We start from the raw sequence: 20,860 nt of genomic DNA on the forward strand, positions 1-20,860 counted from the left end.
GGGATCCGCTTGATCGAAGCGGATCCCGGATCACGAGCCCGCACGGCGCCTGAGCGAAGACAACATCCGCCTTGCCGAAATGGGAGATGGCGAAGCCATCAACCGGATGTCGGATGATCCCAGCGGTCATGTCCCATGACCGCTGGTTCCGTCTCGGCTACGGCCGGTTGCTGCGCGGGAAGCCCCGCGGCGCCATCGCGCCGACGGTGCCGCGGTGGCCCACCCACTTCGCCAGTTCCTCGCCGACGACGGTGCGCGTGCGCCCAGCGCTGTCGGGCCAGCTCAGGCCCTCGGCGAGCCTGAAGACGCTCAGATAGGCGAGCGTGCTCTCCCGGTAGCGCTGCAGCCGGACGCCCTTGCCGCGGGCCATGTCGGGGATCTCGGTGAGCGGGAAGACCACCAGCAGGCGGTTCTCGCCGCAGGCCGCCACGTGGTCGCCCGCCCCGGCCTCGACGCAGTGGGTCACCGTGGCGGCGCCGTCGAGGGCCACGACCTGCTTGCCCTTGCGGGTATTCGCCACCAGCCCGTCCGCGAGCGTGGTGAAGCCGCGCCCGTCGCTCGTGCCGAACAAGAGCTTCGCCCCCGCCCGGAAGGGGAAGACCGTGACGATGTCGCTGCCCTCGTCGAGATCGGCCATCAGGCGGATCGGGTCGCCGAAGCCGCGCCCGCCCGGGAGCTTGGCCGCGTCCAGGGTGAAGACCTTGCCGTTGGTGGCGAGAACCAGGAGCTTCGCGGTCGTCTCGGTCGGGAAGCTCAGCTTGAGCGCGTCGTCGCCCTTGAACTGCACGGTCGAGAGATCGGCGACGTGGCCCTTGAGCGCCCGGATCCAGCCCTTCTGCGACACGATCACGGTGATCGGCTCGCGCTCGATCATCGCCTCGGCGAGGTCGAGGTCGGAGGTGTCGGGCGGGTTCTCCAGGGTGGTGCGGCGGCGGCCGAGCGCCGTCTCGGGCCCGAAGGTCTTCTTCACCGCCCGCACCTGGCCGGCGATCGACTTCCACTGCAGCGGCTCGGAGTCGAGCAGCGCGTCGAGATCCGCCTTCTCGGCGGTCAGGGCAGCCTGCTCGCGCTTGAGCTCCATCTCCTCCAGCTTGCGCAGGCTACGCAGGCGGGTGTCGAGGATGGCGTTCGCCTGCACCTCGGTGAGCTGGAAATGGCGCATCAGCTCGGCCTTGGGCTCGTCCTCCTCGCGGATGATCCGGATCACCTGGTCGAGGTCGAGATAGACGATGAGCAGGCCGCCCAGGATCTCCAGGCGCCGCTCGATCTGGCCGAGGCGGTGGCGCGAGCGGCGCTGCAGCACGGTGCGGCGGTGGTCGAGCCACTCGCGCAGCACCTCGGCGAGGCCGACGACCCGGGGCACCTGCCCGTTCATCAGCACGTTCATGTTGAGGGAGAAGCGGCTCTCCAGTTCGGTGAGCCGGAACAGCGATTCCATCAGCACGACCGGGTCCACCGTGCGCGAGCGCGGCTCCAGCACGATGCGGACATCCTCCGCCGATTCGTCCCGGACATCGGCGAGGAGCGGCAGCTTCTTCTCGGTGAGGAGCTCGGCCATCTTCTCGATGAGCCGCGCCTTCGGCACGCCGTAGGGGATCTCGGTGACCACCACCTGCCAGAGGCCGCGGCCGAGATCCTCCCGCGTCCAGCGGGCGCGGATCCGGAAGGCGCCGCGGCCGGTCCGGTAGGCCTCCGCGATGGCCTCGGCCGAGTCGATCACCACGCCCCCGGTCGGGAAGTCCGGGCCCTTCACGAAGCTCGTCAGCTGCGCGGAGGTCGCGGTCGGGTGGGTGATGAGGTAGAGCGCCGCGTCGCAGAGTTCGGCGGCGTTGTGGGGCGGGATCGAGGTCGCCATGCCGACCGCGATGCCCTGGGCGCCGTTGGCGAGCAGGTTCGGGAAGGCGGCCGGGAGCACGACCGGCTCCTCCTCCTGGCCGTCGTAGTTCGGCCGGAAATCGACCGCGTCCTCCTCCATCCCGTCCAGGAGGAGCCGCGCCACCTCGGTCATCCGGCACTCGGTGTAGCGCTGGGCCGCCGGGTTGTCGCCGTCGATGTTGCCGAAATTGCCCTGGCCGTCGACCAGCGGGTAGCGCTGCGCGAAATCCTGCGCGAGGCGCACCAGCGCGTCGTAGACCGCCGTGTCGCCGTGCGGGTGGTACTTGCCGATCACGTCGCCGACCACGCGGGCGCACTTCTTGTGCGCGGTGCCCGGGTCGAGGCGCAGCATCCTCATCGCGTAGAGGATGCGCCGGTGGACGGGCTTGAGCCCGTCGCGCGCGTCCGGCAGCGCGCGGTGCATGATCGTCGAGAGCGCGTAGGCGAGGTAGCGCTCCTCCAGCGCCGTTTTCAGCTCGACGTTCTCGATCCCGTCGCGGTCGGATGGCGGCTCGAACGGCTTGCCCATGACTCCCGCTTGTCCCCCCTCAGCTCTACGATGTCCGGCTCGGAAGCGCGGAACATAACACGAACATCAGCCCGCATCCGCGGTGCCGAGTGCGACGAATCGCTCGCGCGCCTCGGGCGGCGCGAGGCCGCGCGGCGCCCAGACGTGCTGGTCGAGGAAATATCCCGTCAAGGTAAATCCCTGGCGAACGGTTCGGGCGGTGGGCGTCGCGCCGGTGCCGCCGGCCTCGCGCGCCACCAGGAAGTCCGGCAGGGCGAGCAGCCTGTCGCGCCAGGGCTCGCCGGCGGCGGCGCTCACCGCCCGGCCGCTCTTGGGCGAGACGTAGGCGAGGTAGGCGTTGGAGCCGGTCGCCGCGCAGGCCGAGAGATCGAGGCCGAAGCCGAGTTCGGCGAGCACGGCGAGTTCGAACCGCACCATCAGGGGTGGCGCGATCGCCGCGTCGGCGAGGTGGTCGATCAGCACCCGGGCGGCCTCGTAGAGGCCCGGATGCGGGTCGCGCTCCGGCAGGAGCCGCAGGAGCGCGGCGGCGTGGGCGAGGCCGTAGAGGGCGAGGCGTGACCCGATCAGGCGGGCGGCCGCGCTGTCCAGCGGCTCGACCGCGAAGCTGCCGAGGCCGTCGTCGAGCCGCGCCCGCCAGACCGCGCGCACCCGGTTGCCGGGCTGGAGCACCGGCTGCATCCGGCGCGAGCGCCCGCCATGGACGAGGCCGAGGTGGCGCCCGTGCGCGGCCGTCATCAGTTCGAGCACCACGCCCGTCTCGCCCAGCCGCCGTGCCCCGAGGACGAGGCCCTCATCGCTCCACTGCATGAACCCGAGATAGGCCGCGATGTCGCGAAACAGTACGCCGGCCCGCGGGCGGCGAACCGCCACGCTAACCGATTCGTGAGGCGTCACCGCTATTTCGCGAAGGTCGGCCACCGCCCGACATCTTCGCGCCTGATTCGCCGTGATGCTGTCAAGCGGGGAAAGACGGAAAAGTCGGAGTCGAGTGAGCATGATGTCCGTCGAGATCGATCCCTCGGATCGGCGCCCGCAGGCGGCGGCGCGCTCCCGGCTGCGCGGGCCGCTGATGCTCGGCGCGGCCGGCCTCCTGGGCCTCGCCACCCTGGGCGCCCTCGCCTACCCGGCCCTGTCGGCGCTCACCGCCCCGCGCCCGAGCGGGATCCGGGTCGGGCCGATCCGGGAGATGCCGGAGATCAAGGACGGCGTGCCGGCCCTGCGCGCCGAGACGCCGGCGATCGCGCCGGAGGCGCCGCCCGCGCGCGTCGTCGCGCTCGCGCCGGCCGCGACGCCCAAGCCCGCCGAAGCGCCCGCGGCCCCCTCGCCGGCACCGCTCGCGCCCGCCCCGGCCGCGCCCGCCCTGGCCGCGCCCGCCCCGGCCCGGGCCGAAAGTCTCATCACGGGGACGCTCAACCCGCCCCAGCGCTTCGAGCGCCCGGCACCCGAACCGGCCGCCCCGCCCAGGGAGGCGCCCGCGTCGCCTCCGGCGCCGCCCAAGGCCGAGGCGATGCGCGAGGCCGCGCCCGACCCGGTCAAGCCCGCACCCATTCCGGCCAAGGCCGCCGCGAAGCCCGCGAAGCCGGTGCCGAAGCAGGCGGCCAAGCGCGAGAGGACCGAGTCCGCGCGCGTGGCCGCGGCCAAGCCGGCGCCCGCCGCCCCGGAGGCCGCGCCCGCTGCCCCGGAGGAGAGGACCTTCCTGGGCGTGCCGATCCCGGACTTCGCGCCCGCCGGCAAGGCGATCAAGGACACGGTGGACGCGGTCATCAGCCTGCCGAGCCGGCTCTGACGGCAGGCCGTCAGATGCCGCGCGGGCGGCCCTCGCCGGCGACCACTTCGAGCACGATCCCGTCCCGGTGGAGGCGGCCGTACTCGTCGGTCGCCTCGACGCTGAGGCGGTGGGTGCCGGGGGCGATGTCCCGCGGCAGCCGCGCGGTCCAGATATGCGAGGACGGCTCGGCCTTCACCCAGGACTTCCGCGCGGCCGAGAAGCGCGCGTAGAGGGCGGCCACGAACGGGTCGGGCCGCCTTGTGCGGGTCATGGGCAGCGGCGCGCCGTCGCCGATGCGGAAGCGCACGCTGGTCCGCGGACCGCCGTCGAAGACGTTGACGACGAGCAGGGAGGCCGCCGCGCTCTCGGCCGGGACCGGCGAGCCGAACAGGGCGTAGAGCCGCGTGTCGGGCAGCCGCGCGAGGTCGTCGCTGTGGAACTGGCTCTCCAGCACGATGCGCATCTGGCGCCCGGCATCCTCGCTCGCCGGCACGTAGCGGGTCGTGTAGTGGCGCCCGCCCCGGATGCTGAGGACGTGGAAGCCGTGCGGCGCGCCGTCGCGGCTGTCCGCGGTGGCGATGCCGCGGCGGTCGGGCGGGCCGCTCCACCAGGAGCCCGACACCGCGGTCAGCACGTGGTGATGATGGGCGTCGGGCCCGGTGGCGCCGGGGCGGCCGGCCGCGTCGAGGTAGTGGTGCTCGGTCGTGTGGGTGTGGCCCGAGACGCTGAAGCAGGGGCGGCCCGCGAGCAGCCGCAGCAGGGACTGCCGGTCGACGGTGCTCAGCGACGGGTCGTCCGGCCCGAGATCGGTCGCGAGCGGGATGTGCATCGCCACGACCACGAGGCTTTCGCGGGGCGTCTCGCGCAGCACCGCCTCCACGAAGGCGAGCTGCGCCTCGCCGAACCGGCCCTCGTAGCGCCCGCCCCGCTCCGGCGTGCCGGTCGCGGCGCCGAGGTAGTGGACGTTGTCGAGGAGCAGGAACAGCACGCCGCCGTGGTGGAGGGCGTAGTAGGGCGCGCCGTAGACCCGCTTGAAGGTCTCGCGGCTGTGGCGCGCGTCCGTCGCCTCGAAGTTGAGGTCGTGGTTGCCGCCGATGTGGAACCACGGCAGGCCGATCCGGCCCATGATGCGGTTGTGCCGGCCGTAGAGGGAGAGGTCGTCGAACAGCACGTCGCCGGCGGTGATGCCGAAGGCCGCCTCGATCCCCATGGCCCGGGTCACGGCCGTGTCGCGCACGTAGTCGAGTTCGGTCTGGCTCTCGGGCTGCGGGTCGGTGAACAGGATCACGTCGAAATCGCCGCCCTCCTGCGCCGGGGTGAGGCCGAAATCGACGGAGGCCGGCAGGGGCCCGGTCGGGGCGATGCCGGGATAGCGCAGGCTCAGCGCGGCGGGGCTGCCGTTCGGCTGGTGCAGGTAGGCGAAGCGGGGGATGTTGTCCGCGTCCCGCGGCAGCGCGTAGCCGCTGGGCTTGATGACGAAGACCATGCCCTCGTCGGAGAGCGGGAGGCGGTAGCGGCCCTGCGTGTCGGTGCGGACGACCTCGCGGCCGTTCGAGACCAGCACGTCCGGGAGGCCCGGATCGTCGGGCCCGCGCCGGCCGCGTCCGGCGCGGTCCTCGTAGACGACCCCGGTGACCTCCGCACCGACCTCCGCCCCCTGGGCGCCGGCGCCGCGCGGCGCCAGGGCGAGGGCCGCCGCGCCCGCCACGGTCTCCCGCCGCGTCAGAGTGATTCGCTCCGTCATCCGCCCCTCCCGTGCCGCGCCGGGGTTTCAAGCACCGGCGCTTGAAGCGCGGATGACGGTACGGTCAGGATTCGCCGCTGTCCTCCTCGCCGGGCCCCTCGTCCTCGCGGGCGGGAATGGCGTAGCGGCCGCTCAGCCAGCGCTGCAGGTCGACATCGGCGCAGCGCTTCGAGCAGAAGGGCCGGAACGGCTCCGCCGCCGGCCTGCCGCAGATCGGGCAGGGCGGGCGCTTCGCCTCGGGGGCGGGCGGGTCGGCTCCCATGCGGGCCTCAGGCGGCGGCGCGCCAGGCGGCGCGCACCGGGAATCCCTCCCCTTCGAGGAGGCCGACCGTCTCGTAGAGCGGGAGCCCGACCACGGCGCTGTAGGAGCCGACGAGCTTGACCACGAAGCTGCCGGCGAGCCCCTGGATGGCGTAGCCGCCGGCCTTGCCGCGCCACTCGCCGCTCGCGACGTAAGCCTCGATCTCGCGGGCGTTCAGGCGCTTGAAGCGCACGCGGGTCTCGACGAGGCGCTCGCGGGTGCGGTCGCGCGGCCCCGCGATGCAGACGGCGGTGTAGACGCGGTGGGTGCGCCCGGACAGCAGCCGCAGGCAGGCCTCGGCCTCGTCCGAGACCTCGGTCTTGGGCAGGATGCGCCGCCCGACCGCCACCACGGTGTCGGCCGAGACCACGTAGGCGCCGCGCAGATCCTCCCCGTGCCGGGCGGCCGTGAGGGCCACGTCGAGCTTGGCGCGGGCGAGGCGGCGCACCAGTTCGCGCGGGCGCTCGCCCTTGAGGGGCGTCTCGTCGAGGTCGGCGGGGAGCAGCGCGTCCGGCTCGATGCCCGCCTGCTGCAGCAGCGCGAGGCGCCGCGGCGATCCCGAGGCGAGCACGAGCTTCGGCCGCGTGCCCGGCGCAGGGGGGGGAGACTCGATCATGGCGCGCCCTGGTTCCGGTGAAGGTGGTCGTCTCGGCGCCGCACCTGCCCTATCTCGCGCCCGCCGTCCAGCCACGGCGAAAACCCCCGTGGACAAAGCCGCCGAGTTTGCTTAGGGTCCCGACCAATCCGGCACGGCGCCTCGGGCGCTCCGTGGTCGGGCGGCGCCGCACGGCGGCCGCGCGGGCGTAGTTCAGTGGTAGAACGTCAGCTTCCCAAGCTGAATGTCGTCGGTTCGATCCCGATCGCCCGCTCCATCCAACTCCTTGATCCCGCTGCTGCTTCGGTTGACCTCGGTGGTCGAGGTGTTCCCCATGTTCCCCATGGTGTTCCCCGCCGTTCCTCTTATCCGTTCAGGGTACGTCCGCATCCGACCGGCAAGGGCGTGAGGGCTCGCTCCGTTGTGCCATCAGCCCGCGTGACTTCCATCGGGCCGCGAGGATGGTGGAGGCTTGCTCTGCCATGGCTAGGCTTGACGCTGCGGCCCGTCGCGCAGGCCGCGGACGGTGCGAACGCACGGTCTGGCGACGAACGTCGTGGGTCGGCAACGCGCCGATCGTATTGAAAAAACTCAGAGGCGACGCCTGACGCCTCGCCCTATGCCTCGCCGTGTGGAAGAAGCTTCTCCTTCCGGCTCCCCATACGCCGACTTGCATCGGGTTGCGCGCGTCCGCGCGAATGGCTCTTCTCCGCGCGGCCTAGTGTGGAGCACCGCATCGGCCGCTTCCCGAGTTTTTCAACACAATCCGCCACTTCCGGACCTTCGATGATGGTCGCCGGAATGCCCGCTCGCCACCCAACAACGGACCTTCCGACATCGGCGACCCCCCCTGCAGCCTTCGCGCCAATTCGTGAAACGCGGGCGTATGGAACCGTTGTCTTGCGTTCGCCGAGCCTCCCCGCGTGAGCCGCCCCCTGCTGCCCACAACTATCCTCGCCCCCGTTGCCACCGCCGCTGCGGCCTCGCCCGACGTGGGCGCGCCGCGAACGACGAACCCGCACGCGTGAGGTGACCAACAGCGGCCCGGGGAAGAGCGGTCATCCGCGGTGTTGCGGCCCGAACACGCATCCGCCGTTCAACAGCAGCCAGCATCAAACCGCGTTGTGCCGCGCCACCCCACGGCTAAGGCTGGCGGAATGCGGCTGCTCTCCCCCTCGAAGCGCTGGCCACGAACAATGCTGGCCATCGTCCTGGCCTACGTGCTGGCGCTTCAAGGGCTGCTCGCCCTGCGCGCGACCGTCAGCCACGTCGTCGTCGGGCCCGCCCAGGAGGTCAGCGCGGTCATCTGCCCCGCCCACGCCGACGCCACCGCGTCGCTGCCCGCGCAGCCGATCCACGCCGAGCACCACGACCTCTGCTGCATCCGCTGCGGTGGGCTCGCGTCTGCGACCCTGCCGATCAGCCCGCCCACATCCGCCGTGCGGTACGACGCCCAGGCCGCTGACCGGATCAGGGCTCCTCCCGGCCTCAGTCCTCCGATCGCGCTCCCCCGGCCACCTGTCCAGCAGCGCGCGCCGCCGCGCTTCGTCTGATCGCACCCGCCGTGCCTTCAGCGAACCGACAGGTGAATTCCCATGCCCTTCAACTCTCGCCGGCTGACCAGCGTCGGGGGCGGTCTGCTGCTGCTCGCCAGCGCAGGATCAGCCTTCGCCCACGGCGTCGTCGGCAATCGCTTCTTCCCCGCCACGCTCGCCGTCGATGATCCTTTCGTGGCAGACGAACTCTCGCTGCCCACCTTCGCGATCTTCAAGAACGGCGACAACGCCCGCGAGGTCGATCTCTCGTTCGAGTACTCGAAGCGCTTCACCGAGTACCTCGGCGTCTCGTTCGGCGAGACGTGGTCGCACATCCGCCCGGGCGGCAGCGGCTGGCAGAACCTGGAGACCACCTTCAAGTATCAGGCCATCACTAATCCCGAGCACGAGTTCATCCTGTCCGCCGGCCTCAGCGTGGAGTGGGGTGGAACCGGTGCGACCCGCATCGGGGCCGAGAACTTCAACGTCTACACGCCCACGCTCTGGTTCGGGAAAGGCGCGGGCGACCTGCCGGACAGCCTCTCGTGGGCGCGGCCGTTCGCCATCACCGGGCAGGTCGGGTACGCGATCCCCGGTGTGTCGAGGACGGTCACGTTCAGCGGGATCGACGCCGACAGCGGGCTGCCAACCTTCGACACCGAGTACAACCCGCGCAGCATCGTTTGGGGCGCCACGCTCCAGTACAGCCTGCCGTACCTCAAGGCGAACGTCGTCGATCTCGGCCTACCCGATTTCTTCAACCACCTGATCCCGCTGGTGGAAGCCTCGTTCAGCACCCCGGTCAGCAACAACTTCGCCCGGCTGCCCACTACCGGCACGATCAACCCCGGCGTGATCTGGGCGGGTCAGAAGGTGCAGTTCGGGCTGGAGGTGCTGATCCCGGTGAACCGACAGAGCGGCCGGCACGTTGGCGTGCTCGGACAGATCCACTTCTACCTCGATGACATCTTCCCCAACACGATCGGTCGCCCGCTCTTCTAGGAGCACGTCGATGCTGAGGTGGCTCACTCCCCTGCTCATCGCCCTGATCCTGACCGCGGCAGGCGGTCCGGCCTGGGCTCACGCCGAACTGGTCACGGCCAGCCCGCGGGTCGGCAGCACCGTGCCCGTGCCGCCGAGCGAGGTGCGGCTGAGCTTCAGCGAGGGCGTGGAGCCGCACTTCTCCGGCATGGAGGTCACGGCGGCGGACGGGCACTCCGTCACGGCTGGTCGCGTCCAGGCGCAAGGCGCGGAGATGCGCGTCGCGCTGGCCCGCGGCCTTCCTCCCGGCACCTACCGGGTCACATGGCACGTGGTGTCGGTAGATACGCATCGCACCCAGGGAAGCTTCACCTTCGAGATCAGGCCCTGACCCGTGGACCCGGTTCAGGCTGTGGTGCCGGCAGCGAGGGCGGTCTACTACGTCGCCCTCGTCATCCTGTTCGGCGCGTCGGTGTTTCCCCTCTACGTCGGCCAAGCCGGTCGGGATGCCCTGTCACGCGGGCAGGCGGCTGTTCTCTCGGCCGCGGCCCTCGTCGGTCTCCTGGCGTGGTTGTGGGCCTTCGCGGCTTCGCTGGATGATACGGGCGACGTGCTCACGACGGTGCAGATCGTCCTGATCGAGAGCGGCTTCCGGGTGGTCTGGCTGGTTCGGCTCGGAACGGCACTCGTGCTGATCCTCGCGGCTCTCGTCCGCCCGAGCCTCGTCGCCGTTCCTGCGGCGGTGCTGCTGGCCTGCGAAGGTTGGAGCGGACACGCCGCGGCGTGGGGCCCGCTCGGGTCCGTGAGCCTTGCCCTGCACGCCCTCTGCGCCGCGCTCTGGCTCGGGGGCCTGATGCCGCTGGCCGAGGTCGTGCGCTCCTCCTATCGGGAAGGCGGCGACCTGCCGGCCGCCGAAAAGGCGCTGCGTCGGTTCTCGAATGTCGCGATGCTAGCAGTCGCCGGCATCGCCGTGACCGGCGCGATCAACACGTGGCACGTGCTCGGCGCATCGGTGGCCTTCACCGACGCCTACGTGCACGTCCTCGCGCTCAAGATCGCTCTCGTGGCGCTCATGATCGGGTTAGCGGCACTCAACCGCTTCCGCTTCCTGCCGCAGGTGCGCGAGGCGAATTCCGCGTTGCTCCTTCGGTCCCTGGTCGGCTCGATCGCGGCCGAGCAGGTCATCGGCCTGCTGGTGCTGCTCGACGTGGGCGTGCTGGGAACGATGAACCCGCACGGGTGAGGTGATCCGCAACGGCCGGAGGAAGGCGGCGTGGACGGCCTCTCTGGCTTCCAATAAGTGGAGGATCCGAGCTGTGAGTGCTGCGCAGCCTGAGTCGAGCACATCCGCGTCGCCGGCTTTCCGGTCGAGGTCAGCGTGCGCGCGTGCTCCGGCTCGACGTGAATGCGAGCCGGAGCACGAGGAGGTCGCGCGCCGGACACGAAAATCACGTTCACGCCACGGCTTTGTGGACTTGCAGATCGCGATCCGCCACCTTCCTCGGCACGATCAAACTCTTCCTCGCCGAGGCGGCTTGACGCCTGGATGTTACCGCGTCGTAGTCCAATCTTTGGTGACCTCCTGCATGAAGTTCCGCACCGTAGCGTTGATGAAGGCGAGGTCGGCGGGCTTGAAGCCGGGCGAGGCCGCCACATGCCCCTGAACACTCGGGATCGTGAGGTGCCGCCCGTCCGGGATTGCCTGCGCCGCCTCGATGCCGTTCTCGACCGGGTTGTAGAGGTCGAGCATGCCCGACATCAGCAGCGCCTTCGCCTTGATGCTGCGCAGCGCGCGCAAAGGGTCTCCACCGAAGACCGCCCGACCCTCTACCTTTGTGTCTCCCACGTTGTGGCGGTCGTAGGCCCAGGTCTGTGCGATCCAGTCGTTCGCGTCGAAGCCGGACTTCACGACCGCGTCCTCCTGCGCGGTGATCCACGGGACGACGTCCATCGGCTCGGCGAACTGCCGCCGCATCGCTTCGGGCGTGCGGGTGGCGAGCACCTGCAGCACGTCCGCCCGCATCCGCCAGCCCGCCTCGGGCTGCTTCGTATAACGACCGCCCTGGAAGGCCGGATCGAGCATCAGGGCTTGGCGCGTCGCGTGGTTGACCGCGATGGACCACGCCGTCGTGCGGGCCATGGGCGTGAGGGCGACGAGCCCGTCCATCACCTCGGGGTGACTGACGCCCCATTGCAGGACCTGCATCCCGCCCATCGAGGCACCCGCGACCGCCACGAGGTGCGTGATCCCGAGGTGCTGAAGCAGCCGGTGTTGGCTCTCGACCATGTCGCGGATGCTGAAGTGCGGGAAGTCGGGCCCGTGCTGGCTCGTGCTCGTGCTTGGTGAGGTGGTCAGCCCGTTGCCGATCGCGTTCGTCTTGATGACGAATAGCCGGTCGGTATCGAGACCCTTGCCCGGCCCAATCATGAAGTCGATCCGGTGGTGGTTTCCACTGATGGCCGTCACCATCAGGACAGCGTTCGACTTCGCCGCGTTCAGCGTGCCTTCAGTAGTGTAGGCGATGCTGAAGTCACGGATGACCTCGCCGCTTTCCAGCGGCAGGTCTCCGAGCGCGAGGCGCTGGAGCGGCGTTTCCTCTGCCAAGCCAGCGCCGGGCAGAGCGAGGAGCACGAGGGCGAACAGGAGCGAGCGCATTACCTCAGTGCTCCATGTGCCGGTGAGCGAACTGCATCTGACGCTTCCTCCTGTTTTCGCGAAAAGTGCCGCAGCCGCACGTGCGTCGCAACGGTCAAGTGAGCATGGACGCATGCTCGCGCTCCGGCTAGGTAGCTCGAGCGCGCGAACCTCAGTCATAACTGATGGCAATCGCCGATGACTCAGTCCAGATAATCCGGACCAACTTCCCACACCAAGGAACGCACGGCTCATCCGTCACCACATCTGAGAATATGACGGAGCTGCGCTAGAATTATCGGAATACTCCCAGTCGCTCAGGCGAGAGCACCGGATCAAAGCACGGCGTTGAGGGCGAGTGATCGATCAGATCTCACGGCCGATAGCTCGGTCAACCGAGTAGGGTCCTCCGCCACGGATCAGGAAGAACAGTGCTGCGATGCCCCACATCAGCGGGTACTCGAAGCCCTTGTCGGTCCAGAAGAACCCGTTCGGCAAGTGCGCCGAGAACACCGCCACCATCATGAACACGAACACCGCCGCGGCGGCCGGACGGGTCAGCAGGCCAAGTGCCAAAAGCGTGCCGCCCACGAGCTCGGTCAGCGCCACAAGCCACCCCATGAGTGTCGGGGCTGGAAAGCCCCGGCCGGCGAGGCTGGCGATGAACTTGTCCATACCCGGTCCATTGAAGGCCATGAACAGCTTTTGCATCCCGTGCGGGATCAGGCTCGCTCCAACCGTGACCCGCAGAACCAGCCAGGCCACGTCAGAGAGGCGGTCGTACAGCCGGCCGAACGCGGGGATGAGGTAGCGGGGACGGTGGACCGTGAAGCTGTCAGACATGGTTCGGCCATTGTGCTGGAGCAAGGACGTCTCGCCTGAAGACGCCCGGGATAAAGACTGCTGTTGTTTAGGGGTGAAGGTGCCTCGTTCCAACCCTTCACCCCTTCACGGTGACCTCAGGTCCCGAGCGCTGTGTCGTGCGGGCCTCATCGGATGCTGCCGATACAATGGCCATCACCCGCTAGGTGTGCAGTCCCGGAGTGTGATGGTGCATCATCGGCGCTGACGCGTTTGGTGGAGGATGCACTATGGCAGGAGTTCTTCACGGCAGCGCCCGAACGACGCCGCGTGTTCGAGCCGAGCTCCAAGCGTCGAAAGAAAGTAGCCGCGCCCTTGCCGCCCAGTACGGCTTGAACCCGAAGACGGTCGCCAAATGGCGCAGGCGGGCGGTGACGACCGATGCGCCGATGGGGCCGAAGAAGCCCAGGAGCACGGTCATGACGCCGGCCGAGGAGGCGATCGTGGTCGAGTTCCGGCGGCGGACGCTGCTGCCGCTCGATGATGTCCTGGGCTGCCTGCGCGAGACTATCCCCAGCCTGAGCCGCTCTGCCCTGCATCGATGCCTGCAACGGCATGGCATCTCCCGCCTCCCGGCAGCCGAGACGGCGCTGACACGCAAACGCTTCAAGACCTACGACATCGGCTACGTGCATATCGACAGCTGCGAGCTGCGCCATGCCGACGGCAAGCTGATCATGTTCCTGGCCATCGACCGCGTCTCGAAGTTCACCTACGTCGAGTTCCACGACAGCGCGGGTAAGATGGAAGGATCAGCCTTCCTCAGGAAGGTCGTGGCAGTCTTTCCCTACAAGATACACACGGTCCTGACCGACAATGGCATGGCTTTCGCCGACCTGCCGAAGAACAGGACTGGGCCGAGTCGGCGCTTTCTCGGTCCACATATCTTCGATCGCGTCTGTCTCGAGCACGGCATCGAGCATCGATTGACCAAGCCCTACCATCCTTGGACGAACGGTCAAGCCGAGCGCATGAACCGGACCATCAAGGATGCGACCGTCAGAGTCTTCCACTATGAAGATCTGGAGAGCTTGAAGGCACACGTCCTGGCCTTCGTCACAGCCTACAACTTCGCCAAGCATCTCAAGTCGTTGCGCTGGAAGACCCCGTTCCAGAGCATCTGTCATGCCTGGACCAAAGACCCAGACCGCTTCAAAATCGACCCGCACCACCTCATACCGGGACCATACACCTAGCCGGCCTCTCCGGCTCATTGGTACGCTCGTTCGCCTATTGCGACCGGCGGCTGAATGACACCGCGTAGGCCTGCGCCCGCGCATCGATCAGTGGATCGTCCGACGCCTCGATCCCGTCGGTCAACGCGTTGGGCATGAGCAGCAGTGCCTTCTCGGCGCTCGCGCTATCAGCCACTACCTTGTTGACCGTCAGAGTGCCAAGATCAACCGTCCTCCGCTCATCCGGCCAGGGCTTCGTGGCATCGTTCGTAGCGTCGCCCGACTCGGCGAGTTGCACCAGAACTCGGAAGCGCGCTGGTTCTCTGGCCAGGCGGGCGCCGATCTCCTCCATCAGGCAGTTCGAACCGCGTTTGGCGGGTCTGTCACGGCGATCGCCTCGGCCAGGGCGAGCAGGTCGTGCACGGCGGCCTGGTATGCGGCTGCTGGGGTGGCGGTACTGCTCATCGGGGCTCCTCTCGCCAGCCGGGAATGGTGGCCGCCTGCATGGAGAACGGCCCGGCGGTTTCGACGAACCGGACGCGGTGAGACCCTCGGCTTGGTAGCCGAGGAACAGCAGCCTTCTCTTCAGGCAGCGGCTGAGCTGCGCCGGTGGCACCGCGGTTGCGCAACGGTGAGGAGGCCGACGCCCCTGTCTCGAAACGAGGTAGAAACACATGCAAGAGCGCCGAAATGCTCCGCGCGATCGGACCTTCCTGGGGGGGAGTATCGCCTTCAACGATCTTACCGTCGACTGCCTGATCCCGAACAGGTCTCGCGATGGTGCAAAGCTGATCGTGAATGGGACGCTCTTTCTCCCGCGCGAGTTCGATCTCACGTTCAAGCGAGAGAAGCGGACGTGGCGCGTCCGCCTGACATGGCGACGGCGCGACGAGGCCGGGGTGGCTTTCACGGCGCCCGCGCGCGAACCGCGCATCATCGCCGTCGACGCAAACGGCTACATCGTTCCGCCTGCAGCCATCGACTGACAGGTTGGTCATGCAGCGTCCCCACCGCGAGCCGCGGCCTCAGTCTCGGCGAGGCTGAGGGCGCGCAGGGTGGCCGCCGCCACGAAGTCGAGGATGGCGACGCCCTCGGGCGTGTCGGGCACCGTCGCCAGCACCTCCACGTCGGAGGCGGTCGCGCAGATCCCGAGGCGCACTACTCACGCGGCGCACGAATGCCCAGAACCCGGATGGCGCCATACGCGAGTACGGCTGACAGGAGTGCCAACCCAATCACGATCCAGGAGCCGTGCTCGTTTTCAGCAAAGGGCAGCCCCTTAGTGTTGATGCCGAATACCCCTGTGATCAGCGTCGGAGGAAGGAACAACGCCGTCAGGATCGACAGGGTGTAAAGTTGCCGGTTCGACTGCTCCGCCAGGCGCGCCGACAACTCCTCCTGCAGCAGGCGGCTCCGCTCCGCGATCAGGTTCATATCACGGTCGAGGGCGTCGAGCCGCTGCGCGATCCGGGCGGCCGTCGTGACGGCGAGATCGGGCAGCTGTTCGGTGGTGCCATCCTCCTCCAACCGATGGAACACCGCGCGCAGACCGAGCAGTTGCCGGTGCAGGCGCACGGCGTCTCGGCGTATGGGGCCAAGCCGCCGACGGTCGCCCCGCACGCGCTCCTCGAGGATGTGGTCCTCGATCGCGTCCACCTCGTCCGCGAGGTTGGATCCCGAGGCGGCGATCGAGGCAATCACGTACCCGATTAGTCGCTCGAGCAGGAGGATCGGTGAAGTGAACCGTGCGCCCTCCGTCGCAGCGGCGCGGGCGGCATCCGGGCTCTCCACCCGTTCACGCCGGCCGCTGACCAGCAGGCGCGGTCCGAGCACGAAGTGCAGCCGGCCGGTGACCCCATCTGTGCCCGCGTCCGCCTCGCGCTCCTCGTCCCGGGTGAGGTCAGCGACCACACCGCCGATGTAACTGCCCTCGACGGTCACGCGCTGGTGCTCGTCGGTGCTGAAGACGCAGGTGGCGAGCCGTGGCGGACCGAGTTGCCCGTCCCTGAATATCGCGTCGAGCTGGGCGGTGGTGAGGTCGAAGTGGAGCCAGAGGAAGCCCTGCCCGAAACCGCCGAGGTCTGAGAGGTCCTCCGGGGGGTCAACGAGGTGACCACGTCCTGCCTCGTCGAAGCGCATGGCCCAGAGCAGGCCGGCCAGGGGGAACCCTCGTTGGGCTGACGCGGCCGAGCTGGTCTCGGCGCGAGAAGGCGAAGTGGATAGGCTCATCACAGGTGGCCTCGATCTGGGGGCCACGATGCCCCTTCCTGCAACGCCGAACGCACCGCACTTCTGCCTCAACTGACGACTCACGAGGCGCGGGGTGAGGCGCACCCGCGGATCCTTCGGTCGCTTCTTGGCTGGTACAGGCCGGGTGTGCTGACGTATTATGGTTAGATGGCCGATGTGTTGACCCTGCCGAACCGCTGCCGAAGCCCGATCACGCGCCGCGCGCGGTCCCAAATCTCCACGGCGGAGCTGGCGGTGAAGGCGGGCGCCTTGAGCATCGCCTCGACGTCATCCTGTGCGTCTATTTGTTCAACGCCGATGATGTGGTCGTCAAGGTCCATCAAGTACGCGCGATAACTAAGCGTAGGAATTTCTTTCTCGTCGCGTGGTCGCGAGCAAGCGCAAAGACATGTCATTTGATGCCCCGCCTCGTTGGGCGAAAGATCCTGGTCTCCCGCTGCTAGGCTTGACTTCACTCATGTTGGTGTCAAGTAGGATTTTACATTCTCAGTATTTGTCGCCGTGCAACATAAAAGCAAGCGCTGCCAACTGCGCGGAGCCCGGTCAAGGCCTAGTCCGTTGGATCCTGCTGCCCACCGCCGAAGTAGGTCCTTTCCGAACTCCCTGCGCTGCTTCCAGCCTGCCAAGTCTGAGGCTTACGTGGGCGGTCCAGTTGCCGCTGAGGCCTTGAAACAATGCTGATCTGGTCGAGGGCTCGGCGCAAGGTCTCGGGACCGTCCGCCTCGGCGAGAGATAGACCCCGGCGGCGAATAGCAGCCCCGTAGGCGGCTCTGGCGGGTCCGGAATGAGAAAGCTCGGCAGCCCGCAGGAGGGCGTCCAAGGCCCGCACAGCGGCTTCTACGGGGTTCTGGGGCGGTGTGGGCTGGCGGACGGATCGGCTCATGCGGCGCACCCGCCGCGGGCCGCGGCGTCCGTCTCGGCGAGGCTGAGGGCGCGCAGGGTGGCAGGGGCCACGAGTGCGCATGCTGAAGCGTCGCAAGCGGAGCAATAATCGACGCAATCGCGCTGCAACGGCCCAGCTTTAGAAATCCTCGCCACGAACGGTCGTCGACGACCGCGAAAGGGGACCTGCTCATGCTTGACATCATCCGGATCATCGCGGCGGCTGCCGTGCTCGTCGTCTGGAGCCACGTTGCTCCCGCTCTCGCCGCGACCGATGTCGCTGCCCTGCAGACCGAGCCGGCAACTGACGTACCGTTCGCGGCGGAGATGACCTGCCCCCTGCGGGCTTGGCCGTACATCGGCTGAGCGGCCCTGCTCTCGAGTAGCCATGCTCGCCGTCACCGTTCTGGCCGGCATCGCCTTCCTGCCCGCCTGCAACATCGTCCTTGTGCTCGCGGTCAGCCGCTGAGGCGAGCCTTCCGACAAGTCCCGCCGACGCTCCGGCCCGGCATCACGCGGCTGGAGCACGGCCGCAATCCTGGGGAGTTCACGATGGTGACCACACCAAACCGCCTGCGCACCGGGGGCCTCGTCCTGCGCGGCCTGCTCACGGCCGTCTTCCTGCTCGCGGCCGGGATGAAGTTCGCCGCCGTTCCCTTCGAGGTCTCGGGCTTCGCCCGCTTCGGCTACCCGCTCTGGTTCATGTACGCCGTCGGCGCGGGCCAGCTCGTCGGTGCCGTCCTGCTCTGGATACGTGGCTGGACGGCTCTCGGGGCACTGTGGCTGGCCGCGATCATGATCGGCGCGGTTGGTAGCCACCTGCGGGCCGGCGATCCCGTGCCGATGATGCTGCCCGCCGCCGTACTCCTAATGCTGCTCGCCGGCCTCGCTTACGCGCGCCGAAGCGAGCTCCTTGACGGACTTCCGCGAAGCGCCGTGCAGCGCGCCTGACGAAGGTGAGCGGCGCGGAGTGTGCTCGCTCAGCACTGGCCGTCCCGGCTTGGCCCTGGCGGGGCAGCCAGCATGCTGCAGATCCTGACGGCCGCTGGTCCATGGGCTGAATTCGTCGGTCGCCCTCATGGTCCGAAGCTCCAAATCAGCGCGCCGCGCGGCCCGCGCACCCACGAAGGCACCACCATCCCGAGGAAGGTGGACACGATGTGGAGCAGCGACCTGACCACCACCTGGACTGGCGAGGGCCCGGTCGCGGTGTTTGTCGCCGTCGATCACTGTTCGGCCGAGTGCGTGGGCATCAATGCGCCGCGGCTGACCACACGCTTCGAGGCTCCTGAGCATCCGCTGCCCGGTTACTGTAGTGGGCAGCCGGATACGACCTTCCGATCACCCGTGCCCGGCCGCCCTAACGTAGCCTAACGTTCCTCGATGCCGCTCAATGGCTTACGAAGCCTGGGGCGCCAATCAATGGCGCTCTGAGTACCCGGGTGGCGTACATGAGTGATCCAGACAGCCTCGGCGAGGGCTTCTCGCTGATCTCCGACCTCGCAGAGGATCTCGCCTTCCAGATCAGCGCCGACCTGCTGTGTCGGAGCTACGAGCCCCAGAGCCGGACGCTTCGCCTCCTCGCGCGGGTCAAGCAGTATCTCGACCACAATGGACACCCCGCCGGGCCCGGACTGCAGGAGGCGATCGAGATTGCCGAGCATCAGGGCGCGCTGTCGCCCGGGCTGGAAAAACAAAACCCCGCCGTGGAGGGCGGGGTTGGTGAGCCGTTGCGGCGTGACGCGGCTTAGGCCGCGAGCTTGGCGGCCAGGATCTCGTTCTCGTTGCTGGCGACCAGCGGCAGGACCGGGGCCGAAGCATTCGGGGTCATGCGATCGGCGGCGACCAGGACCAGCGACGCGTTCACGGCAGCGGCGGCGACGAGGCTGAGCAGGGCGAGGGCAATCATCTCACGCGTTCCCGAGTGGCGTTGTGCGATGCAACATATATGGCGCTGCACAACGCAACTTGGTATGCCACATGCCAGATGGCTGGAATGCGGTGATGGCATGTCTGAGTGGCCGGGCCGAAGTGATCCAGACCTTCCGGCTTGGCTGCCACACCTCACGCGCGGCGCCCTAGTCCGTCTCGTCGCGCCACACCTCCAGCAGCTCCTGCCCCTGCCAGAGCTCGACCCGGTGCGCGGGCACGTCGTCGCGTGTGCGGCAGAGGTCGACCGCCGACGCGAACCGGATCTGGGCAGCCTCCGGCGTCTGCACCGTCTCGGTGATGACACCTGCCCGTCCCGATAGGTTAGGACGCGGAACAGCGGGTTCTTGAGGTCGTCAGATCCCATCGTGGTTCCTGGCCTCCTGAGGCTATGCAAGCACTGCACCCGAAGCCGGGCAGGAGTCAGCACCGCGTATTAACCGCGACGCGCGAGCTTGCCGGCGAGCCGAACAGGGTGCCCCCGAACCGGCGAGAGCGGCGGCTGCGTCCGACCTGTCGTGGTCGCCGCTCCTCTCCATTCCGAGATCGGCCGCTCTCGTCGTCACAGATCCGAGCGGGCGAACGCAGCGACTGGCGCCCGCCTTTGAGCCTGCGGCGCGCTGGTCGCTGTAGATGGCGGCCGGGTCTGAGTGCGGCTCTGGCCCGGCCGCCACGCACCACTTCGCTACTACGGCGAGCCCACTGAGCCGGAGATTGTATCAGGATTTGAGAGCGTGACCCCTCACCTTCTCGCACGCTCCAGCCAGCTCGCCTGCAACTTCAATAGGATCCACACGCAGAAACAAGTCATAAAGCTCACAGACATCTTTGTTGTTAGGTCCTGCCATATTCATAATAATCTCCGCAGCTCGCCGCGCCTTTTTAGCACCTTCAGAAATGTATTCGACTGGATCAGGCTTACGCTTGTCAGATCGGCTTGCTTTTAGTCCCTTTGATTTTGATGCTTTGTTCGGAGCCGATGTTTGCTTCGCAGCATGCTGGCTCACTTGAGGTATACCAAAAACTTCAGCCTCATCGGCTCCCGCCGTACTCATGGATACTCTGCTCCCACAGCTCGCGCCGGCCACATCAAGCCGCCTCATCGGCATCTAGCTCAACTCCGAGCACGCCCTGCTTGATCCGGCGGATAACCTGGATGGTTTCGCCAGCGTTGAGCCAACACGCCAGTAGCCGCATCTCGGATGCACCCATCATCAAGGTGGGCTCAATCGTCCCCCTCCGGCTCAACGCAGGACTCGACGAACACCCTGCGCACCTCGCCCCTCAGCTTTCTCCGCACGGCCTCAGCATCGCAGCGCGCCAGCATGGCCGGATCCACATCAGTCATGCGATCCGGGGTAGCGGCGTCTTCGCTGATCTCTGGGGCTTGGAATTCGGGAGCTAACATGGCGGTTTGCGCGTGTGCCGAACCGAGTAGTTGGGCCAGAAAGATTGACGCGCTGAGCACAGCAACATAATTCTTCATCAGCGTCTATCCGATTTGCTAAGCTTGCATCAGGGTGTTGCGCCTAGCGTAGATTGGTCGTAGCAGCAGCTACACACTGCTTGAGTCTAAGGACATTCGACGGCCTGTGCCCCCCATTAGCAACCGGCCTCTCGCAACAGCAGATCCGCATGTGCCGCGTGCGCCGGCACACGTCCGCACCGGGCGGTAACTCCCACCTAGTATCGTAGGCTAGGTGTATGGTCCCGGTATGAGGTGGTGCGGGTCGATTTTGAAGCGGTCTGGGTCTTTGGTCCAGGCATGACAGATGCTCTGGAACGGGGTCTTCCAGCGCA

Annotated in this window: 24 protein-coding genes, 1 tRNA gene and 3 pseudogenes; 12 read left to right on the plus strand and 16 right to left on the minus strand. The window is 68.1% G+C overall.

All coding sequences use genetic code 11. The features are described 5' to 3' along the window. Nucleotides 1-157: 157 nt before the first annotated feature. Nucleotides 158-2,404 carry a DNA topoisomerase IV subunit A gene (gene parC / locus MET2598_RS0116945; protein WP_018261662.1) on the minus strand — a complete coding sequence of 749 codons (2,247 nt, stop codon included), beginning with the start codon at nucleotides 2,402-2,404 and terminating at the stop codon, nucleotides 158-160. Nucleotides 2,405-2,470: 66 nt separating this feature from the next. After that, the gene (gene recO / locus MET2598_RS0116950) at nucleotides 2,471-3,211 is read right to left on the minus strand and encodes a DNA repair protein RecO (RefSeq protein ID WP_026190779.1); all 741 of its coding nucleotides are present in this window, start codon (nucleotides 3,209-3,211) and stop codon (nucleotides 2,471-2,473) included. Between the two features lie 187 nt (nucleotides 3,212-3,398). Between recO and MET2598_RS0116955 the strand changes: the two genes are divergently transcribed. Beyond that, nucleotides 3,399-4,190 carry a hypothetical protein gene (locus tag MET2598_RS0116955; protein ID WP_018261664.1) on the plus strand — a complete coding sequence of 264 codons (792 nt, stop codon included), beginning with the start codon at nucleotides 3,399-3,401 and terminating at the stop codon, nucleotides 4,188-4,190. Between the two features lie 10 nt (nucleotides 4,191-4,200). Here the strand turns inward: MET2598_RS0116955 and MET2598_RS0116960 are convergent, their stop codons facing one another. The 3 genes from MET2598_RS0116960 to MET2598_RS0116970 all read right to left on the minus strand — a co-directional run bounded on the left by MET2598_RS0116960 (nucleotide 4,201) and on the right by MET2598_RS0116970 (nucleotide 6,833). Beyond that, nucleotides 4,201-5,916, minus strand: a complete 1,716-nt coding sequence (locus MET2598_RS0116960; protein WP_018261665.1) for a calcineurin-like phosphoesterase C-terminal domain-containing protein — start codon at nucleotides 5,914-5,916, stop codon at nucleotides 4,201-4,203. 64 nt (nucleotides 5,917-5,980) lie between these two features. After that, nucleotides 5,981-6,178: a DNA gyrase inhibitor YacG gene (locus MET2598_RS0116965; RefSeq protein WP_012334045.1), complete on the minus strand. Its 198-nt coding sequence runs from the start codon at nucleotides 6,176-6,178 to the stop codon at nucleotides 5,981-5,983. Between the two features lie 7 nt (nucleotides 6,179-6,185). Further along, on the minus strand, nucleotides 6,186-6,833 hold the full coding sequence (locus MET2598_RS0116970) for a Maf-like protein (RefSeq protein WP_012334044.1): 648 nt from the start codon (nucleotides 6,831-6,833) through the stop codon (nucleotides 6,186-6,188). Nucleotides 6,834-7,014: 181 nt separating this feature from the next. On the opposite strand from MET2598_RS0116970, the gene MET2598_RS0116975 reads away from it, so the two are divergent. The 5 genes from MET2598_RS0116975 to MET2598_RS0116995 all read left to right on the plus strand — a co-directional run bounded on the left by MET2598_RS0116975 (nucleotide 7,015) and on the right by MET2598_RS0116995 (nucleotide 10,571). Then, nucleotides 7,015-7,089 (plus strand) — tRNA-Gly (locus MET2598_RS0116975). 880 nt (nucleotides 7,090-7,969) lie between these two features. Then, nucleotides 7,970-8,365, plus strand: coding sequence for a hypothetical protein (locus tag MET2598_RS0116980; RefSeq protein WP_210163406.1), 396 nt, complete (start codon nucleotides 7,970-7,972; stop codon nucleotides 8,363-8,365). 42 nt (nucleotides 8,366-8,407) lie between these two features. Further along, nucleotides 8,408-9,349 (plus strand): hypothetical protein, encoded by a 942-nt coding sequence (locus tag MET2598_RS0116985; RefSeq protein ID WP_018261667.1) that lies wholly within the window; start codon nucleotides 8,408-8,410, stop codon nucleotides 9,347-9,349. Between the two features lie 10 nt (nucleotides 9,350-9,359). Beyond that, nucleotides 9,360-9,719 carry a copper homeostasis periplasmic binding protein CopC gene (gene copC, locus MET2598_RS0116990; RefSeq protein WP_018261668.1) on the plus strand — a complete coding sequence of 120 codons (360 nt, stop codon included), beginning with the start codon at nucleotides 9,360-9,362 and terminating at the stop codon, nucleotides 9,717-9,719. Between the two features lie 24 nt (nucleotides 9,720-9,743). Next, entirely contained in the window at nucleotides 9,744-10,571 is an 828-nt protein-coding gene (locus tag MET2598_RS0116995) for a CopD family protein (protein WP_236728737.1), read from the plus strand. 306 nt (nucleotides 10,572-10,877) lie between these two features. Here MET2598_RS0116995 and MET2598_RS0117000 read toward each other — a convergent pair whose 3' ends face one another. Continuing rightward, nucleotides 10,878-11,984: an alpha/beta fold hydrolase gene (locus tag MET2598_RS0117000; RefSeq protein WP_018261670.1), complete on the minus strand. Its 1,107-nt coding sequence runs from the start codon at nucleotides 11,982-11,984 to the stop codon at nucleotides 10,878-10,880. Nucleotides 11,985-12,329: 345 nt separating this feature from the next. Continuing rightward, complete coding sequence (locus MET2598_RS0117005; protein ID WP_018261671.1) at nucleotides 12,330-12,806, minus strand: DoxX family protein; 477 nt, start codon at nucleotides 12,804-12,806, stop codon at nucleotides 12,330-12,332. A 248-nt stretch (nucleotides 12,807-13,054) separates the two neighbouring features. Between MET2598_RS0117005 and MET2598_RS0117010 the strand changes: the two genes are divergently transcribed. Continuing rightward, complete coding sequence (locus tag MET2598_RS0117010; protein ID WP_026190780.1) at nucleotides 13,055-14,020, plus strand: IS481-like element ISMtsp16 family transposase; 966 nt, start codon at nucleotides 13,055-13,057, stop codon at nucleotides 14,018-14,020. Nucleotides 14,021-14,054: 34 nt separating this feature from the next. Here the strand turns inward: MET2598_RS0117010 and MET2598_RS0117015 are convergent. Continuing rightward, nucleotides 14,055-14,384, minus strand: a pseudogene (locus MET2598_RS0117015) (catalase); the annotation flags it as partial. 289 nt (nucleotides 14,385-14,673) lie between these two features. On the opposite strand from MET2598_RS0117015, the gene MET2598_RS0117020 reads away from it, so the two are divergent. Further along, the gene (locus tag MET2598_RS0117020) at nucleotides 14,674-14,985 is read left to right on the plus strand and encodes a PilZ domain-containing protein (RefSeq protein ID WP_018261674.1); all 312 of its coding nucleotides are present in this window, start codon (nucleotides 14,674-14,676) and stop codon (nucleotides 14,983-14,985) included. 8 nt (nucleotides 14,986-14,993) lie between these two features. On the opposite strand, the gene MET2598_RS41205 is transcribed toward MET2598_RS0117020, so the two are convergent. The 3 genes from MET2598_RS41205 to MET2598_RS0117035 form a co-directional block, all read right to left on the minus strand. Next, a complete protein-coding gene (locus MET2598_RS41205) occupies nucleotides 14,994-15,158 on the minus strand; it encodes a hypothetical protein (RefSeq protein ID WP_018261675.1) in 165 nt (54 codons plus the stop codon). Further along, nucleotides 15,158-16,138, minus strand: coding sequence for a transporter (locus MET2598_RS0117030; RefSeq protein ID WP_018261676.1), 981 nt, complete (start codon nucleotides 16,136-16,138; stop codon nucleotides 15,158-15,160). The genes MET2598_RS41205 and MET2598_RS0117030 overlap by 1 nt, the downstream gene beginning before the upstream one ends. A gap of 254 nt (nucleotides 16,139-16,392) precedes the next feature. Then, nucleotides 16,393-16,569, minus strand: coding sequence for a hypothetical protein (locus MET2598_RS0117035; protein WP_236728738.1), 177 nt, complete (start codon nucleotides 16,567-16,569; stop codon nucleotides 16,393-16,395). A gap of 754 nt (nucleotides 16,570-17,323) precedes the next feature. On the opposite strand from MET2598_RS0117035, the gene MET2598_RS42180 reads away from it, so the two are divergent. The 4 genes and pseudogenes from MET2598_RS42180 (at nucleotide 17,324) to MET2598_RS0117055 (ending at nucleotide 18,882) form a co-directional block, all read left to right on the plus strand. After that, nucleotides 17,324-17,497: a hypothetical protein gene (locus tag MET2598_RS42180; RefSeq protein WP_018261678.1), complete on the plus strand. Its 174-nt coding sequence runs from the start codon at nucleotides 17,324-17,326 to the stop codon at nucleotides 17,495-17,497. 186 nt (nucleotides 17,498-17,683) lie between these two features. After that, on the plus strand, nucleotides 17,684-18,082 hold the full coding sequence (locus MET2598_RS0117050) for a DoxX family protein (RefSeq protein ID WP_018261679.1): 399 nt from the start codon (nucleotides 17,684-17,686) through the stop codon (nucleotides 18,080-18,082). A gap of 141 nt (nucleotides 18,083-18,223) precedes the next feature. Further along, a pseudogene (locus MET2598_RS41210) lies at nucleotides 18,224-18,424 on the plus strand (IS3-like element ISMtsp5 family transposase); the annotation flags it as partial. Between the two features lie 158 nt (nucleotides 18,425-18,582). Then, on the plus strand, nucleotides 18,583-18,882 hold the full coding sequence (locus MET2598_RS0117055) for a hypothetical protein (protein WP_157182186.1): 300 nt from the start codon (nucleotides 18,583-18,585) through the stop codon (nucleotides 18,880-18,882). Here MET2598_RS0117055 and MET2598_RS42185 read toward each other — a convergent pair. The 5 genes and pseudogenes from MET2598_RS42185 to MET2598_RS41220 form a co-directional block, all read right to left on the minus strand. Further along, nucleotides 18,879-19,040 carry a hypothetical protein gene (locus MET2598_RS42185; RefSeq protein ID WP_018261681.1) on the minus strand — a complete coding sequence of 54 codons (162 nt, stop codon included), beginning with the start codon at nucleotides 19,038-19,040 and terminating at the stop codon, nucleotides 18,879-18,881. The genes MET2598_RS0117055 and MET2598_RS42185 overlap by 4 nt on opposite strands. A gap of 169 nt (nucleotides 19,041-19,209) precedes the next feature. After that, a complete protein-coding gene (locus MET2598_RS42845; RefSeq protein WP_018261682.1) occupies nucleotides 19,210-19,350 on the minus strand; it encodes a hypothetical protein in 141 nt (46 codons plus the stop codon). A 429-nt stretch (nucleotides 19,351-19,779) separates the two neighbouring features. After that, nucleotides 19,780-20,115: a hypothetical protein gene (locus MET2598_RS41215; RefSeq protein ID WP_157182187.1), complete on the minus strand. Its 336-nt coding sequence runs from the start codon at nucleotides 20,113-20,115 to the stop codon at nucleotides 19,780-19,782. A 170-nt stretch (nucleotides 20,116-20,285) separates the two neighbouring features. Next, nucleotides 20,286-20,546, minus strand: a complete 261-nt coding sequence (locus MET2598_RS0117075) for a hypothetical protein (protein WP_018261684.1) — start codon at nucleotides 20,544-20,546, stop codon at nucleotides 20,286-20,288. 210 nt (nucleotides 20,547-20,756) lie between these two features. Then, nucleotides 20,757-20,860: pseudogene (locus MET2598_RS41220) on the minus strand (IS481 family transposase); the annotation flags it as partial.

Source organism: Methylobacterium sp. WSM2598, assembly GCF_000379105.1.
Taxonomy (GTDB): Bacteria; Pseudomonadota; Alphaproteobacteria; order Rhizobiales; family Beijerinckiaceae; genus Methylobacterium.